We start from the raw sequence: 14,079 nt of genomic DNA on the forward strand, positions 1-14,079 counted from the left end.
CGACCCGTACGCGAGACTTGAGCCGTGTCCGCGACTCCGAAGCCCACCGGCCCCGACGACCAACGACCGAACGCTCCGCGCCCCGCTGCGCAGATGCCGCGCTGGCTGCCGCGCGCCATGGTGCTGGCACTCGCCCTGCTGGCCTGTTTCCAGCTGGCGAGCTGGGCGTTCCACCAGCTCATCTCGCTGCTGCTGAACATCCTCATCGCGTTCTTCCTGGCGCTGGCCGTCGAGCCGGCGGTCGACTGGATGGCGGCGCGCGGCATGCGGCGCGGCGCCGCCACCGGGCTGGTCTTCCTCGCCATCCTGGTCGTCGGAGTGGGCTTCGTGACGCTGCTCGGCTCCATGCTGGCGGGACAGATCGCCACCATGGTCGGCGAGTTCCCGCAGTACCTCGACTCCGTGATCAGCTGGACGAACGAGACCTTCCACACCCACCTCTCGCGTGTGGAGGTGCAGAACAACCTGCTGAAGTCCGACTGGCTGCAGCGGTACGTCCAGGACAGCGCCAACAACGTCCTCGCCGTCTCCGCGACCGTCCTGGGCTCGCTGTTCAACCTCCTCACCGTGGCGCTGTTCTCGTTCTACTTCGCGGCCGACGGACCCCGGCTGCGCCGCGCGCTGTGCTCCGTACTGCCGCCCACCCGGCAGGCCGAGGTGCTGCGCGCCTGGGAGCTCGCGGTCGCCAAGACCGGCGGTTATCTGTACTCCCGCGGCCTGATGGCGCTGATCTCCGGCATCGCGCACTACGTCCTGCTGGAGATCCTCGGCGTGCCGTACGCGCCCGCGCTGGCCATGTGGGTCGGCCTGGTCTCGCAGTTCATCCCGACGATCGGCACGTACCTCGCGGGTGCGCTGCCGATGCTGATCGCCTTCACGGTGAACCCCTGGTACGCGGTCTGGGTGCTCGGTTTCGTGGTCGTCTACCAGCAGCTGGAGAACTACCTCCTGCAGCCGCGGATCACCGCGCGGACCGTGGACATCCACCCGGCGGTCGCCTTCGGGTCGGTCATCGCGGGCACGGCGCTGCTGGGCGCGGTCGGCGCGCTGATCTCCATTCCCGCGACGGCGACGCTGCAGGGCTTCCTCGGCGCGTACGTCAAGCGGTACGAGGTCACGGACGACCCGCGGGTGCTGGGCCGCGGCCGCCGTAGACGGGGCGCCTCCCTCCTGGCAAAGGTGCGGCACATCCTCCACGCGGAGCAGACGAAGGCGCCGCTGGACGAACGCCGGCGGTCCGAGGAAGACGACCGGCCGGGAGAGCAGGGCCGGGGAGCGGACGGGGAGCCCGGCACCGACCGGCGCCGGAAGGACGACGGGCCCGCCGACGACTGAGCGGTTCCGGGGCCCGGCCCGGGGCTCGGGCGCGGCGTGGTGCGCTTGACACCAAAATCGAACATCCATTCTTATGAGGGCTACGGCCCCTATTTTCTGGGGGTTCCCTGGAAGTTATCCACAGGTCGAGGCCGGGTCCGGGCGCATTGTCAGTGGCAGGCGTTAGCGTCATGGACGTGAAGCGATCGACTCAAGCGAACCGGGTGGAACCCATGGCAGGCACTGACCGCGAGAAGGCGCTGGACGCCGCACTCGCACAGATTGAACGGCAATTCGGCAAGGGCGCAGTAATGCGCATGGGGGACCGGCCGAACGAGCCCATCGAGGTCATCCCGACGGGGTCGACCGCGCTCGACGTGGCCCTCGGCGTCGGCGGCATCCCGCGCGGCCGCGTGGTCGAGGTCTACGGCCCGGAGTCCTCCGGTAAGACGACCCTGACCCTGCACGCCGTGGCGAACGCGCAGAAGGCCGGCGGCCAGGTGGCCTTCGTGGACGCCGAGCACGCCCTCGACCCCGAGTACGCCAAGAAGCTCGGCGTAGACACCGACGCCCTGATCCTCTCCCAGCCCGACAACGGCGAGCAGGCCCTGGAGATCGTCGACATGCTGGTGCGCTCCGGCGCGCTGGACCTCATCGTGATCGACTCCGTCGCCGCTCTGGTGCCGCGGGCCGAGATCGAGGGTGAGATGGGCGACTCGCACGTCGGCCTCCAGGCCCGCCTGATGAGCCAGGCGCTCCGGAAGATCACCAGCGCGCTCAACCAGTCGAAGACCACCGCGATCTTCATCAACCAGCTCCGCGAGAAGATCGGCGTGATGTTCGGCTCGCCGGAGACCACGACCGGTGGCCGCGCCCTGAAGTTCTACGCCTCGGTGCGCATCGACATCCGCCGTATCGAGACCCTCAAGGACGGCACGGACGCGGTCGGCAACCGCACCCGCTGCAAGGTCGTGAAGAACAAGGTCGCCCCGCCCTTCAAGCAGGCGGAGTTCGACATCCTCTACGGCCAGGGCATCAGCCGCGAGGGCGGCCTGATCGACATGGGCGTGGAGCACGGCTTCATCCGCAAGTCCGGCGCCTGGTACACGTACGAGGGCGACCAGCTCGGCCAGGGCAAGGAGAACGCCCGCAACTTCCTCAAGGACAACCCCGACCTGGCCAACGAGGTCGAGAAGAAGATCAAGGAGAAGCTGGGCATCGGTGTGAAGCCCGAGGACCTGCCGGCGGAGCCAGGCGGGGACGCGGCCGGCACGCCGGCGGAGCCCGCCAAGGCCGTCCCGGCCCCCGCGGCCAAGGGCGCCAAGGCAGCCAAGACCGCAGCGGCCAAGAGCTAGTACTCCGCCGTGACCCGCCGAACGCACTGGCCCGACAGCGGCGAGCACGACGCCGCGCCCGTCGCCGATGGCGGCAGCCCGGACAGCGGTGGCCCGGCCTCGTCGAGGGCCGGGGACGGGCCTCCGCGCACACCCGAGGAGCAGGCGCGGGCGATATGCCTGCGTCTGCTCACCGGAAACCCACGCACGAAGAAGCAGCTCGCGGATGCCCTGCAGAAGCGGGGCATCCCCGATGAGGCGGCAGAAGAGGTGCTCTCCCGCTTCGAGGAGGTCGGGCTGATCAACGACGCGGCGTTCGCCGGGGCGTGGGTGGAGTCCCGGCACCACAGCCGCGGCCTCGCCCGTCGCGCGCTCGCCCGGGAGCTGCGCACGAAGGGCGTGGAGTCGTCGCTGATCGACGAGGCCGTCGGGCAGCTCGCCCCGGAACAGGAGGAGCAGACCGCCCGCGAACTGGTCGACCGAAAGCTCCGGTCCACGCGGGGGCTGGACCGCGACAAGCGCCTGCGCCGCCTCGCGGGCATGCTCGCCCGCAAGGGCTACCCGGAGGGCCTCGCCCTCCGTGTCGTCCGCACGGCCCTCGAGGCGGAAGCGGCAGAGGACGAGGACGCGGACGCGGGGGCTGCGGATTTCCTCGATGAGTAGGTGTCGGGGGGCTGAGCGCTGAGCTTGGGGGTTGGGGGTTGGGGCTGAGCTTGGAGGTTGAGCCTGGAGCTTGAGGTTGAGCCTGGAGCCTTGAGGCTGAGCGAGTACGGGGGATGGGGAGGGGTGTGGGCGGGGGGGGGGGAGGGCCCCCGGGGAGAGGGGCTGAGGAAAGGCCCCCAACCCGAGGAGGCCCCCGGTCAAGTAGGTGGACTCACCGGCAGGCCGGCGGCCCGCCAGGCCTGGAAACCGCCGGTGAGGTCCGTCGCGCGGTGCAGGCCGAGTCGGCGGAGGGAGACGGCGGCGAGGCTGGAGGCGTATCCCTCGTTGCAGATCACGACGGTACGGAGGTCGTGGCTCGTGGCCTCGGGCGCGCGGTGGTCTCCCGTCGGGTCGAGCCGCCACTCCAGCTCGTTGCGTTCCACGATCAGCGCGCCCGGGATCGTACCGTCCCGCTCGCGCAGGGTCGCGTAACGGATGTCCACCAGCAGCCCGCCGTCCCGCTGGATGGCCGCGGCCTCGTGGGGCTCCACTCGGTCCAGCTCCGCGCGGGCCTGCGCCAGGAGGTCGTCGATCGCGCTCATGCCCACTCCTCCGGACGCTCGATCTCCTCGAGCCGCAGTACGGCGCCGCTGCGGCTGTAGCGCCGCATCAGGGGGAGCGGCGGGTAGTAGGCGTGTACGGACACGGCGTGGGTGGTCGGCGAGGCGTTGAACACCTCGTGCACGTGGTGGGGGCCGAAGGCCCGGCCGCGGCCGTCGCTGAGCCGTCGTTCGCGGTCCACGTCCTCCGCGAGTTCGAGCGTCTTCCAGCCCTCGGTGGGCAGCCGGACGGCGAGGGACCGTTCGGTCAGCTCGCCTGCCGCGGCGGCGAAGGCGCCCCGCGAACCTCCGTGATCATGCCAGCCGGTGCCCGTTCCGGGCGGCCAGCCGATGAGCCACGCCTCGCTGCCGCCCGGGCCGTCCAGCCGGATCCAGGTACGGCCCTCGGGGTCGAGGGGGAGTGAGGCGATCAGGTCGGCGTCGGCGGCGGTGCGGCGGACGAAGTCGAGCAGGTCGGAGGCGCTGGGGCCCCAATCGTCGCTGGGGCCCCGGTCGTCGCCGGGTCCCCGGTCGGGGCCTGCGGCAGCTTGCGGGAAGGGCGAGGTACGTACGTCGGGCACGAGGACCGTCCTGTAGGTCGCGAGGGAGCGCGCGGCGGGCGGCACGCACCGCGGTACGAACCGGTGGGCGCGCCGGATATGCGCGTACGCCGCACAGCACGGCCCCGTACGGACGTCGTGGGGCGCGTGCCTCGAAGACGGACGTGCGCCGGTATGCCGGTACGCCGCGCGAAGGGCAACTGTGATGCGGGACCGGAAACAGAGATCCAGAGATCCAGAAGTCCTGAAGTCCAGAGAGTTCAGGCGGGATCAGAGACCGGTCAGCAGGACGGGCGACACACGCAGCCCGCGTAGCGGACCAGGTCCAGATGGACCCTCCGCCAGAAGTGCGAGTCGGTGCCTGTCACGCTCGTACTGAAGCACGGGGGTCGGGCAACGGTCAATCGCGAGACAGGCCCGATGGCGACGCCGGCGTGCCCGGAGTCTCCCCCTCGCCCCCGCACAGCGCCCGCGCACACGCCTGGAGTTCGGCGGGGCGGACGCCGGCGAGGGCGGTGATGAGGTGGCCGTCGGGGCGGATGAGGAGGACGTTGTGGGCGGCGGCGCCCGGGTAGTACTCCGCGACCAGGATCTCCGCGGTCAGCGGCAGCGCCGCCACCGCGTCGGCCAGCTGCGGCATCAGGCCCGCCGACATCCAGTGCCGGCGGTCCCACACCCCCGTGCCCGGCGCGACGAGGACGACCAGCAGGCCGTGCCCCAGCCGGTCCCGCAGCCGTACGGCCGAGCCGTCGGGCGCCGTCACCGCGACGTCCGCGACCGGCCCGCCCTGCTCGGTACCCACCCGGACCCCGCCGGCCGGCGGAGTGGCGGGCGCCAGCGGCGACCGGTCGTACACCGGAGGCGCGCCCAGCGGCCCGCGCCCCAGGTGCCCGTCCGTCAGCAGCGACGTCCGCCCGCGCCCGGCCGCCGTGACCACGCCCCGCAGCCGCCCCCGGGCGCCGCCGTCGCGCAGCAACGGCAATGCCTGGTCCGCGGCGCGCAGGCGGGCGGCGACGGAGCTCCTGCGCTCCGCCTGGTAACTGTCCAGCAGCGTGTCGGAGGCGCCGTGGTGCCAGGCGAGCGCCAGCTTCCATGCGAGGTTCTCGACGTCCCGCAGCCCCTCGTCCAGGCCCTGTGTGCCCAGCGCGCCGAGCAGGTGCGCGGCGTCCCCGGCGAGGAACGCCCGCCCGGAGCGCCAGCGCCGCGCGAGCCGGTGGTGGACGGTGTGGACCCCGGTGTCGAGCAGCTCGTAGGGCGGCACGAGCGAACCGGCCCCCTGGCCGTCCTCGCCGTCGCCCCAGCGGCTCCCGGGCCCGGCCCCCTCGCCCGCTCCGGCGCCGGTCCCTCCCACGCCCGCCCGGCCCGTATCCGTACCGGCCGTCCACCCCGCCAGCGTGTCCCGGATGCGTGTCACGAGTGCGTCCGGAGTGACCAGGTCGCGGCCCGGTGGCAGCAGCCAGTCCAGCCGCCAGACGCCGTCCGGGAGGGGGCGGGCCGTCACCTCTCCGGCCGGTCCGCCGATGATGCCGGCTCGGCCCGTTCCGGCGGCGCCGCGGCGCGGGGGTGCGCGGTGCAGCAGGGCCTCGCCGGGCCAGGGGAGTTCGGTGCGCAGGGCGGCGACGGCGTGCCGTTCGACGGCGGTACGGCCGGGGAAGCGGATGTCCAGCAGCTTGCGTACGGTCGACCGCGGGCCGTCGCAGCCGATGACGTAACTCCCTCGCCACCATGTGCCGTTCGGGCCGCGGGTGTGTACGCCGACGCCGTCGTGGTCCTGGGTCAGCTCGTCGACGCGGCTGTCGGTGACGACCTGTACGAGCGGTTCGTGGTCGAGGACGGTGCGGAGGGCGCGGGCGAGGGCGTGTTGGGGCACGTGTATGGGTGACAGGAAGGTGTGCGTGCCGTCGTCGTGCGCCGCGCCGTCCAGCGCACGCGCCGTGATCGCCTTTCCGCGCGCGGCCGCCGTACCCCCGCCGGGCCCCGCGCTGCCGCTCTCCGCGCCGCCCGCCCCACCACCGTGGCCCCAGTCATCGTCATCGGCCCAGTCGCCCCCACCGGCCCGTTCGTCCGCCTGTGCCGGGATTCCCCCGACCCCCGGAACCGTGAATTCCACCCGGTCCAGCAGCCGCCGGCGCTGCATCGTGCGCCAGGCCGCCCAGCGGGTGCCCTCGGCGCCCAGGGTCTCGCCGCAGCCCAGCCGGGTGAGGAAGGCGGCGGTGTCGGGCCGCAGTACGGCGGTACGGGCGAGCCGGACCTCGTCGCGGCCGTCGGTCTCGTCCAGCACGATGCAGGGGACGCCGAGGCGTGCGAGGGCGACGGCGAGGGAGAGGCCGACCGGGCCGGCCCCGGCCACGATCACCGGGTCCACGAAGCCCCTCCCCGGACCCGGAGGTACTTACGGGACGTACAGGAACTGGCAGTTGGGGCCCGGTGCGCGATCACACAGCGTATGCAACCTAGTGCGGGCGTGCCGCGTCAAGTGACAGAGGCAGCGGCACCGGCGCCGCTGCCTCTGTATAAATGTCGGCCCGTCAGGTCCTTGCCGCTGGACGGCAGTAGGCGAACCAGGCGTTCTGCCGGCCTATTCCTTCGTCTTGTCCACCGGCCCCGGCGTGGTCGCCCCGTCGATGGGGGCCATCGCGTCGCCCGCCGTCAGCGCCTGCCCCGCCTCCGCGACCGCGATCCCGGTCTTGGCGCGGCGGCCGCGGCGCTCGATCCAGGTGGCGAGCGAGGAGAGCGCGAGGCACATGGCGACGTAGATGACGCCGCCGGCCACGATCAGGGGAAGGTAGGTGTCCTGCTCGTTGATGGTGGTGTTCTGTGCCATCAGGCGCAGTGTGTACAGCAGCTCTTCGTAGGTGATGACGAAGCCGAGCGAGGTGTCCTTCAGCGTCACCACGAGCTGGCTGATGATCGTCGGCAGCATCGCCCGGATCGCCTGCGGCATCAGGATCGTGGTCATGACCTGGGTCTTGCGCATGCCGATCGCGTACGCGGCCTCGCGCTGGCCCTTCGATACGGAGTTGATGCCCGCGCGCAGGACCTCGGCCTGCACCGAGCCGTTGTAGACGGTCAGACCGATGACCAGGGCCCAGAACTGGGTGCCCTCACCGGTGAACCCCAGCTCGGACTGGTAGCTGAGGAAGAGCACCCACAGGGCGTAAATGGTGATCAGGAGCGGGATGGCGCGGAAGAGCTCGATGAAGCCGGTGGCCAGCCAGCGGATCGGCTTGTGGTCGGAGAGGCGGCCGACGGCGAGCAGGACGCCGAGCACAAGCGACAGGACCGCGGCCACCGCGAAGACCTGGAGGGTGGTCAGGACACCGTTGAGGATGTTGGTGCGTACGTTCGCGTAGTTGAGGATGTCCCACAGCTCGGGGTTGAGCTGTCCCTTGGCGTCCAGGCGGAGCACGGCGAAGACGAGCAGCGCGAGGATGGCGAGCGAGCCGCCGACGGCGTAGAGGCGATTGCGCACCTTGGCCTTGGGCCCGGGAGCGTCGTAGAGAACACTGGCGGTCATCGGGCCACCTCCAGGCGGCGCTCCAGCAGCCGGAAGATGCCACTGATGGTGAAGGTGATCACGAGGTAGGCGAGGGCGATCCACAGGAAGATCCACCCGATCGCGAAGCCCTTGTCGCTCAGCAGCTTCGAGACGTTGAACAGCTCGGTGTTGCTGAACGCGCCGGCGATCGCGGAGTTCTTCGTCAGCGCGATGAAGATGCTGCTCAGCGGCGGGATGACGGTGCGGGTGGCCTGCGGCAGGACGATCATGCGCAGGGTCTGCATGAAGGTCATGCCGATGCTGCGGGCCGCTTCGGCCTGGCCCAGCGGCACGGTGCTGATGCCCGAGCGCACCGCCTCGCACACGAAGGACGAGGTGTAGAAGCCCAGCGCGAGAGTGGCGAGTACGAAGGGGCTGACGCCGGGGAAGAGGATCAGCGGTACGACGAAGAACGCGACCAGGAACAGCAGCGTCAGCGGCGTGTTGCGCAGGAGGGTCACCCAGGCGGTGCCGAATGCCCGCAGCGGCGGTACGGGGGAGACGCGGAAGCCGGCTATGAGGACACCCAGAATGAGCGCGAGCGCCGCGCTGGCCGCGGTGAGCGCGAGGGTCCCCAGGAAGCCGTCGCGGAACTCTGGTAGGTGATCGAGGAGTACGTTCATGGGGTCTCCGCGGTTGCGGTCAGAAGGAGGCGGCGGACGGGCGCGCGGGACCGCGCCCCGTACACCCACCGCGGCGGGCGTACGGGGCGGTCGGCGAGGCGGTTGACGCAGGAAGCGCGGGGCGCGTCAGTAACGGGGCAGCGGCGTCTTCGGCTCTTCGTACGCGGAGCCGGACTTGCCCAGCGTGCCTTCGTACGCCTTCTTGTAGTCGCCGTTCTTGATGTGCGCTTCGACGGCCTTCGAGATGGCCTCGCGCAGCGCCTTGTCGTTCTTGTTCATGCCGATGCCGTAGGGCTCCTCGGTGAACGGCTTGCCGACGACCTTCAGCTTGCTCGGGCGCTCGGCGGCGTAGCCCTTGAGAATCGCGTCGTCGGTGGTGACCGCGTCGACCTGTCCGTCCAGCAGCGACTTGACGCAGTCGGAGTACTTGCCGAGCTCGGTGGTCTCGGCGCCGTACTTCGCCTTCTTGATCTCCTGCAGCGGAGTGGAGCCGACGATCGAGCAGACCTTCTTGCCCTTGACCTTGTCCGGTCCGGTGATCGCCTTCTCGTCCTTGCGGACGAGGAGGTCGGCGCCGGCGGTCATGTACGGGCCGGCGAAGCCGACCTGCTTCTTGCGCTCGTCGTTGATCGTGTACGTACCGACGTAGTAGTCGACCTGGCCCTTGGAGATCGAGGTCTCGCGGACGTTGGAGTCGACCGTCTTGAACTCGACCTGCTTGGGGGAGAAGCCGAGGTCGGCGGCGACCATCTTGGCGATCTCGATGTCGAAGCCCGTGCGCTTGCCGTCGGAGTCCTGGAAGCCGAGGAACGGCTGGTCCGCCTTCGCGCCGATGATGATCTTGCCCCGCTGCTGCGCCTTCTTCAGCGTCGGCGAGTCGATCTTCACGTCCTTGGCGACCTTGTAGTCGCCGCTGAAGACCTTCTCGCTCTTGGGCTTGTCACCGGCCGATCCGGACTTGCCGCCGCACGCCGTCGCCGTCGCGGCCAACGCGAGCACCACAGTGGCCGCAGTGGCCGTCTTACGCATCCTCATGGTGAAGTTCCTTCGGTTCAGCAGGTGTGGGCAGTCATCGTGGGCCGCTGCGGGCTCAGTGGTGCAGGATCTTGGAAAGAAAGTCCTTGGCACGGTCGCTGCGCGGGTTGTTGAAGAACTGCGTCGGCTCGGCCTCTTCGACGATCTTGCCGTCCGCCATGAAGACGACGCGGTTCGCCGCCGAGCGCGCGAAACCCATCTCGTGCGTGACGACGACCATGGTCATGCCGTCCCGGGCGAGCTGCTGCATGACCTCCAGCACCTCGTTGATCATCTCCGGGTCCAGCGCCGAGGTGGGCTCGTCGAAGAGCATCACCTTCGGGTCCATCGCCAGCGCCCGGGCGATCGCCACGCGCTGCTGCTGACCGCCGGAGAGCTGCGCGGGGTACTTGTCCGCCTGGCTGCCCACACCGACCCGGTCCAGCAGCGCACGGGCCTTCTGCTCGGCCGCCTTCTTGTCCGACTTGCGGACCTTCAGCTGGCCCAGCGTCACGTTCTCCAGCACGGTCTTGTGCGCGAAGAGGTTGAAGGACTGGAAGACCATGCCGACGTCGGCCCGCAGCCGCGCCAGCTCCCGGCCCTCCTGGGGCAGCGGCTTGCCGTCGATGGTGATGCTTCCGGAGTCGACGGTCTCCAGGCGGTTGATCGTGCGGCACAGCGTCGACTTTCCGGACCCGGACGGACCGATCACGACGACGACCTCGCCGCGCTTGATCGTCAGATCGATGTCCTGGAGCACGTGCAGCGCGCCGAAATGCTTGTTGACCCCTGTCAGCACGACCAGATCGTCCACCGCCGGGGCGGGGCCCCCGGGGTCCTTGGTCACCGATACTTCGCTCATCGGCGGGTAGCTCCGTCCTCCTCGGTTGAGAGGACAGTAGTGACGCACTGCGATCAGCGTCAGTACATCTGAGCGGAAATTGAGCATAACGATCCGGCTGCAAAGCGACACTCTGGGTGAACGGGGCGCGGGGTGCGTGGACGCGCCCGGCGGCCGGTTTGCGGAGGGCAACGGTCCATTCCGTACGGGCCGGTACCGGCTGGGTAACAGATGTCCGTTCCGGACCGGCTGCCCCTTGACGGGTCCGCCGTCGATCGCGGTAGATGCCCTGATGGCCTGCGACGCGAGCGGTGAGAGGGGGAGGGCCGATGCGGCTGCTGCTGGTGGAGGACGACAACCATGTCGCCGCGGCGCTCTCCGCGGTGCTCGCCAAGCACGGCTTCGAGGTGGTGCACGCCCGGAGCGGTGAGGAGGCGCTGCACGCGCTCGTACCGGACGCGGCGGAGCCGTTCGCGGTGGTACTGCTCGACCTGGGCCTGCCCGACCAGGACGGATTCGAGGTCTGCGGCCGGATACGGAAGCTCACGAGCACTCCGGTGATCATGGTGACCGCGCGCTCCGACGTCCGCTCGCGCATCCACGGTCTGAACCTCGGCGCGGACGACTACGTGGTCAAGCCTTACGACACCGGGGAACTGCTGGCCCGTATCCACGCGGTGAGCCGGCGCACCGTGCACGGCCCCGGGGAGCAGCCGGCCGAGGACGGGGGCGGCGAGCACCTGCTGCGCATCGGTGCCGTCACCATCGAACTGGCCACCCGCCAGGTCTCGGTCAACGGGGGCGCCGTTCCGCTGACCCGTAAGGAGTTCGACCTGCTCGCCCTTCTTGCGCAGCGCCCCGGAGTGGTCTTCCGCAGGGAGCAGATCATCAGCGAGGTGTGGCGGACGAGCTGGGAGGGCACCGGACGCACTCTGGAGGTGCACATCGCCTCGCTCCGTTCCAAGCTGCGCATGCCCGCGCTGATCGAGACGGTGCGCGGCGTCGGTTACCGGCTCGTGGCGCCCGCCCCCGCGCCCCCGGCCTCCTGACGGCCGTACAGCACCGTGCGCACCCGCCTCCTCCCGCTCCTCATCGTGCTGCTGGCCGGTGTGCTGCTTGCGCTCGGCTTCCCGCTGGCCGGCAGCCAGGCGGCGGGCGAGCAGCAGCGGGTGGTGGTGGACCGGATCGACGACGCGGCGCGCTTCGCCTCACTGGCGCAGTTCGTGACCGCCCGGCCCGGCGCCGACGGCCGGGCCCCCGCCGAGGACGAACGGTTGAGCACCCTCCGTACGGAGCTCCAGCGGTACCACGATCTCTACGGCATCCGTGCCGGTGTCTTCTACCGCGATCGCACCCCCATGGCTGCCGCGCCCGCGCACTGGCGGATACCGAGTGAGGGGGAGGGGCGGCAGGCTTTCGATGAGGCGCTCGCCGGGCGGCGCAGCCACGACCCGCACCAGGCGTGGCCCTGGGACGACCGCCGGCTGCCGGTCGCCTCGCCGGTCATCCGGGACGGCGACGTCGTCGCGGTGGTCTTCACCGACTCGCCCACGAAGCAGCTGCGTTCGCGGATTCTGCACGGCTGGCTGTGGCTGGTGGCGGGGGAGGCGCTGGCCATGCTGGTCGCGGTCGGCGCCGCGTTCCGGCTCACGGGGTGGGTGCTGCTGCCCGTACGGACACTGGACGCGGCCACCCACGACATCGCCACCGGGCGGATGAAGTCCCGGGTGGTCGCCGGTTCCGGGCCGCCGGAACTCCGCAGGCTGGCCCGGTCGTTCAACGAGATGGCGGACAACGTCGAGGACGTGCTGGAGCAGCAGCGCGCCTTCGTCGCCGACGCCTCCCACCAGCTCCGCAACCCGCTCTCCGCCCTCCTCCTCCGCATCGAACTGCTCGCGCTCGAACTCCCCGAGGACAACGAGGAGATCGCCTCCGTCCGTACGGAGGGCAAGCGCCTGGCCCGGGTCCTGGACGGCCTGCTGGACCTGGCGCTGGCCGAGCACACACCCGCCGACCTCCAGCTCACCGATGTCGCCGCGCTCGCCGCCGAACGGGCCGGCGCCTGGCGCCCGCTTGCCGACGACAAGGGCGTGACGCTGCGGTACGACGGGCACGGCGCGGTCACGGGCTGGGCCGATCCGGTGGCGCTGTCCAGCGCCCTGGATGCGGTCGTCGACAACGCCCTGAAGTTCACCCCGGCCGGCGAGGAGGTCACGGTCGCCGCGGTCCCCGAAGGCGAGTGGGTCCGGATCACGGTCGCCGACCACGGCCCCGGCCTCACGGACGAGGAACTGGAACGGATCGGTGACCGCTTCTGGCGCAGCGGCCGCCACCAGAACGTCTCCGGGTCCGGTCTGGGCCTGTCCATCACGCGCGCCATGCTCGCCGCGGGCGGCGCGGAGATCTCCTACGCCCCGAACGCGCCACGCGGCCTGTGCGCCACTGTCACCGTCCCGCGCGACCGCCCGCACCAGGACGTGCCGGCCGCCCCCTGACGACCCCGTGAGAGGCCTTCACGGGCCCCTACGGCTTCGCCGAGACGTAGTACCGCCGTGCGCCCTCATGCAGCGGCAGCGGGTCGGTGAAGACGGCGGTGCGCAGGTCGACCTTCTGGGCGTCGTGCACCTCGCGGCCGATGCGGTCCCGGCTGTCTATCACCGTCCGCGTCATGGCCCTGGTCAGGTCCGGGTCCTCGCGGTCGGTGGTCACCAGCAGGTTCGCCACCGCGATGGTCTTCACGGCCCGGTCGTCCTGCGCCTTCGGATACGCGTCCGCCGGCATCACGGCGGCCCGGTAGTAGCGGCTGCCCCTGCCCTGCGCGTGCAGCGGTTTCACCAGGTCGCCGAGTTGTACCAGCCGTACGGGGAAGCGGTCGGCCAGCCGTTTCACGGCCGTGGTGGGCAGTCCGCCGGACCAGAAGAACGCGTCGAGCTTCCCGCTCTCCAGCAGCCGCGGCATCGTGTCGATGCCGACCCGCTCCGCGTGGATGTCCCGGTCGAAGTCCAGCTTCGCCGCGCGCATCAGCCGGCGGGTGATCAGCTGTACTCCGGAGCCGTCGGCGCCGACACCGACCCGCAGCCCCTTCAGGTCGCGCGTCGAGCGGACCTTGGAGTTCTTCGGGACGATCAGCTGCATGTAGTCGTCGTAGAGGCGTGCGCACGCGCGCAGCCCGGTGGCGCCCCGCCCGCGCGCCTCCTGGTACGTGGCGACCGCGTCGGCCGCCGCGATGGTGAACTCGGCGCGCCCGGAGACGAGTTTGCGGATGTTGTCGACGGAGCCCTCGCTGCGGGACAGGGTGACGTCGAGGTCCGGGAGGTCGTGCGCGAGGTCCTGCTTCAGCAGCTCCCCGTAGCGCGCGTACACCCCGGTCGGCACCCCAGTGGCCAGCGTCACCCGCCCGCCCGGCGCCTGCGGCCCGCCCGGCAGCAGGCACCACAGCAGCAGCCCGGCGACGGCCGCCGCCGCGACCGCCATCTGCAGCGCCCGGCGGCCGCAGGGCAGGGGAAGGCTGTGGACCATGGCCGGAATCCTGCCAGCCGCGGCCCCCGAAGGGGAGGGGCCAATGGCGACTGTCCCCAGGCGGTGCGCAGCACCCGGTGACGAGGATGCATACC

At 71.0% G+C, this 14,079-nt stretch carries 13 protein-coding genes; 5 read left to right on the top strand and 8 right to left on the bottom strand.

Annotated elements, in window-relative coordinates; all coding sequences use genetic code 11:
• Nucleotides 1–24 precede the first annotated feature (24 nt).
• From IF04_RS0122215 to recX, 3 genes are all read left to right on the top strand, one after another.
• The gene (locus tag IF04_RS0122215) at nt 25–1,335 is read left to right on the top strand and encodes an AI-2E family transporter (protein ID WP_078600630.1); all 1,311 of its coding nucleotides are present in this window, start codon (nt 25–27) and stop codon (nt 1,333–1,335) included.
• 212 nt (nt 1,336–1,547) lie between these two features.
• Nucleotides 1,548–2,669 carry a recombinase RecA gene (gene recA, locus IF04_RS0122220; RefSeq protein ID WP_030260658.1) on the top strand — a complete coding sequence of 374 codons (1,122 nt, stop codon included), beginning with the start codon at nt 1,548–1,550 and terminating at the stop codon, nt 2,667–2,669.
• A 9-nt stretch (nt 2,670–2,678) separates the two neighbouring features.
• Entirely contained in the window at nt 2,679–3,311 is a 633-nt protein-coding gene (gene recX / locus IF04_RS0122225; protein ID WP_030260660.1) for a recombination regulator RecX, read from the top strand.
• A 197-nt stretch (nt 3,312–3,508) separates the two neighbouring features.
• Here recX and IF04_RS0122230 read toward each other — a convergent pair whose 3' ends face one another.
• The 7 genes from IF04_RS0122230 to IF04_RS0122260 form a co-directional block, all read right to left on the bottom strand.
• Nucleotides 3,509–3,892 carry a rhodanese-like domain-containing protein gene (locus IF04_RS0122230; RefSeq protein ID WP_030260661.1) on the bottom strand — a complete coding sequence of 128 codons (384 nt, stop codon included), beginning with the start codon at nt 3,890–3,892 and terminating at the stop codon, nt 3,509–3,511.
• The gene (locus tag IF04_RS0122235) at nt 3,889–4,470 is read right to left on the bottom strand and encodes a cupin domain-containing protein (RefSeq protein ID WP_037960316.1); all 582 of its coding nucleotides are present in this window, start codon (nt 4,468–4,470) and stop codon (nt 3,889–3,891) included. The genes IF04_RS0122230 and IF04_RS0122235 overlap by 4 nt, the downstream gene beginning before the upstream one ends.
• A gap of 379 nt (nt 4,471–4,849) precedes the next feature.
• Nucleotides 4,850–6,814, bottom strand: coding sequence for an FAD-dependent monooxygenase (locus tag IF04_RS37685; protein WP_037960319.1), 1,965 nt, complete (start codon nt 6,812–6,814; stop codon nt 4,850–4,852).
• A gap of 213 nt (nt 6,815–7,027) precedes the next feature.
• Nucleotides 7,028–7,966, bottom strand: coding sequence for an amino acid ABC transporter permease (locus IF04_RS0122245; protein ID WP_030260667.1), 939 nt, complete (start codon nt 7,964–7,966; stop codon nt 7,028–7,030).
• Nucleotides 7,963–8,610, bottom strand: a complete 648-nt coding sequence (locus IF04_RS0122250) for an amino acid ABC transporter permease (protein ID WP_030260670.1) — start codon at nt 8,608–8,610, stop codon at nt 7,963–7,965. Before IF04_RS0122250 ends, IF04_RS0122245 begins: the two co-directional genes overlap by 4 nt.
• Nucleotides 8,611–8,736: 126 nt before the next feature.
• Entirely contained in the window at nt 8,737–9,645 is a 909-nt protein-coding gene (locus tag IF04_RS0122255) for a glutamate ABC transporter substrate-binding protein (protein ID WP_030260675.1), read from the bottom strand.
• Nucleotides 9,646–9,700: 55 nt separating this feature from the next.
• Nucleotides 9,701–10,486, bottom strand: a complete 786-nt coding sequence (locus IF04_RS0122260) for an amino acid ABC transporter ATP-binding protein (RefSeq protein ID WP_030260678.1) — start codon at nt 10,484–10,486, stop codon at nt 9,701–9,703.
• Between the two features lie 308 nt (nt 10,487–10,794).
• On the opposite strand from IF04_RS0122260, the gene IF04_RS0122265 reads away from it, so the two are divergent.
• Complete coding sequence (locus IF04_RS0122265) at nt 10,795–11,514, top strand: response regulator transcription factor (protein WP_030260681.1); 720 nt, start codon at nt 10,795–10,797, stop codon at nt 11,512–11,514.
• A 15-nt stretch (nt 11,515–11,529) separates the two neighbouring features.
• Nucleotides 11,530–12,960 (top strand): HAMP domain-containing sensor histidine kinase, encoded by a 1,431-nt coding sequence (locus IF04_RS0122270; protein WP_030260682.1) that lies wholly within the window; start codon nt 11,530–11,532, stop codon nt 12,958–12,960.
• A gap of 28 nt (nt 12,961–12,988) precedes the next feature.
• Here IF04_RS0122270 and IF04_RS0122275 read toward each other — a convergent pair whose 3' ends face one another.
• Nucleotides 12,989–13,984, bottom strand: coding sequence for a TAXI family TRAP transporter solute-binding subunit (locus tag IF04_RS0122275; RefSeq protein WP_030260685.1), 996 nt, complete (start codon nt 13,982–13,984; stop codon nt 12,989–12,991).
• Nucleotides 13,985–14,079 lie beyond the last annotated feature (95 nt).

Origin of the sequence: Streptomyces violens (genome assembly GCF_000717745.1) — a bacterium.
GTDB classification, from domain to species: domain Bacteria; phylum Actinomycetota; class Actinomycetes; order Streptomycetales; family Streptomycetaceae; genus Streptomyces; species Streptomyces violens.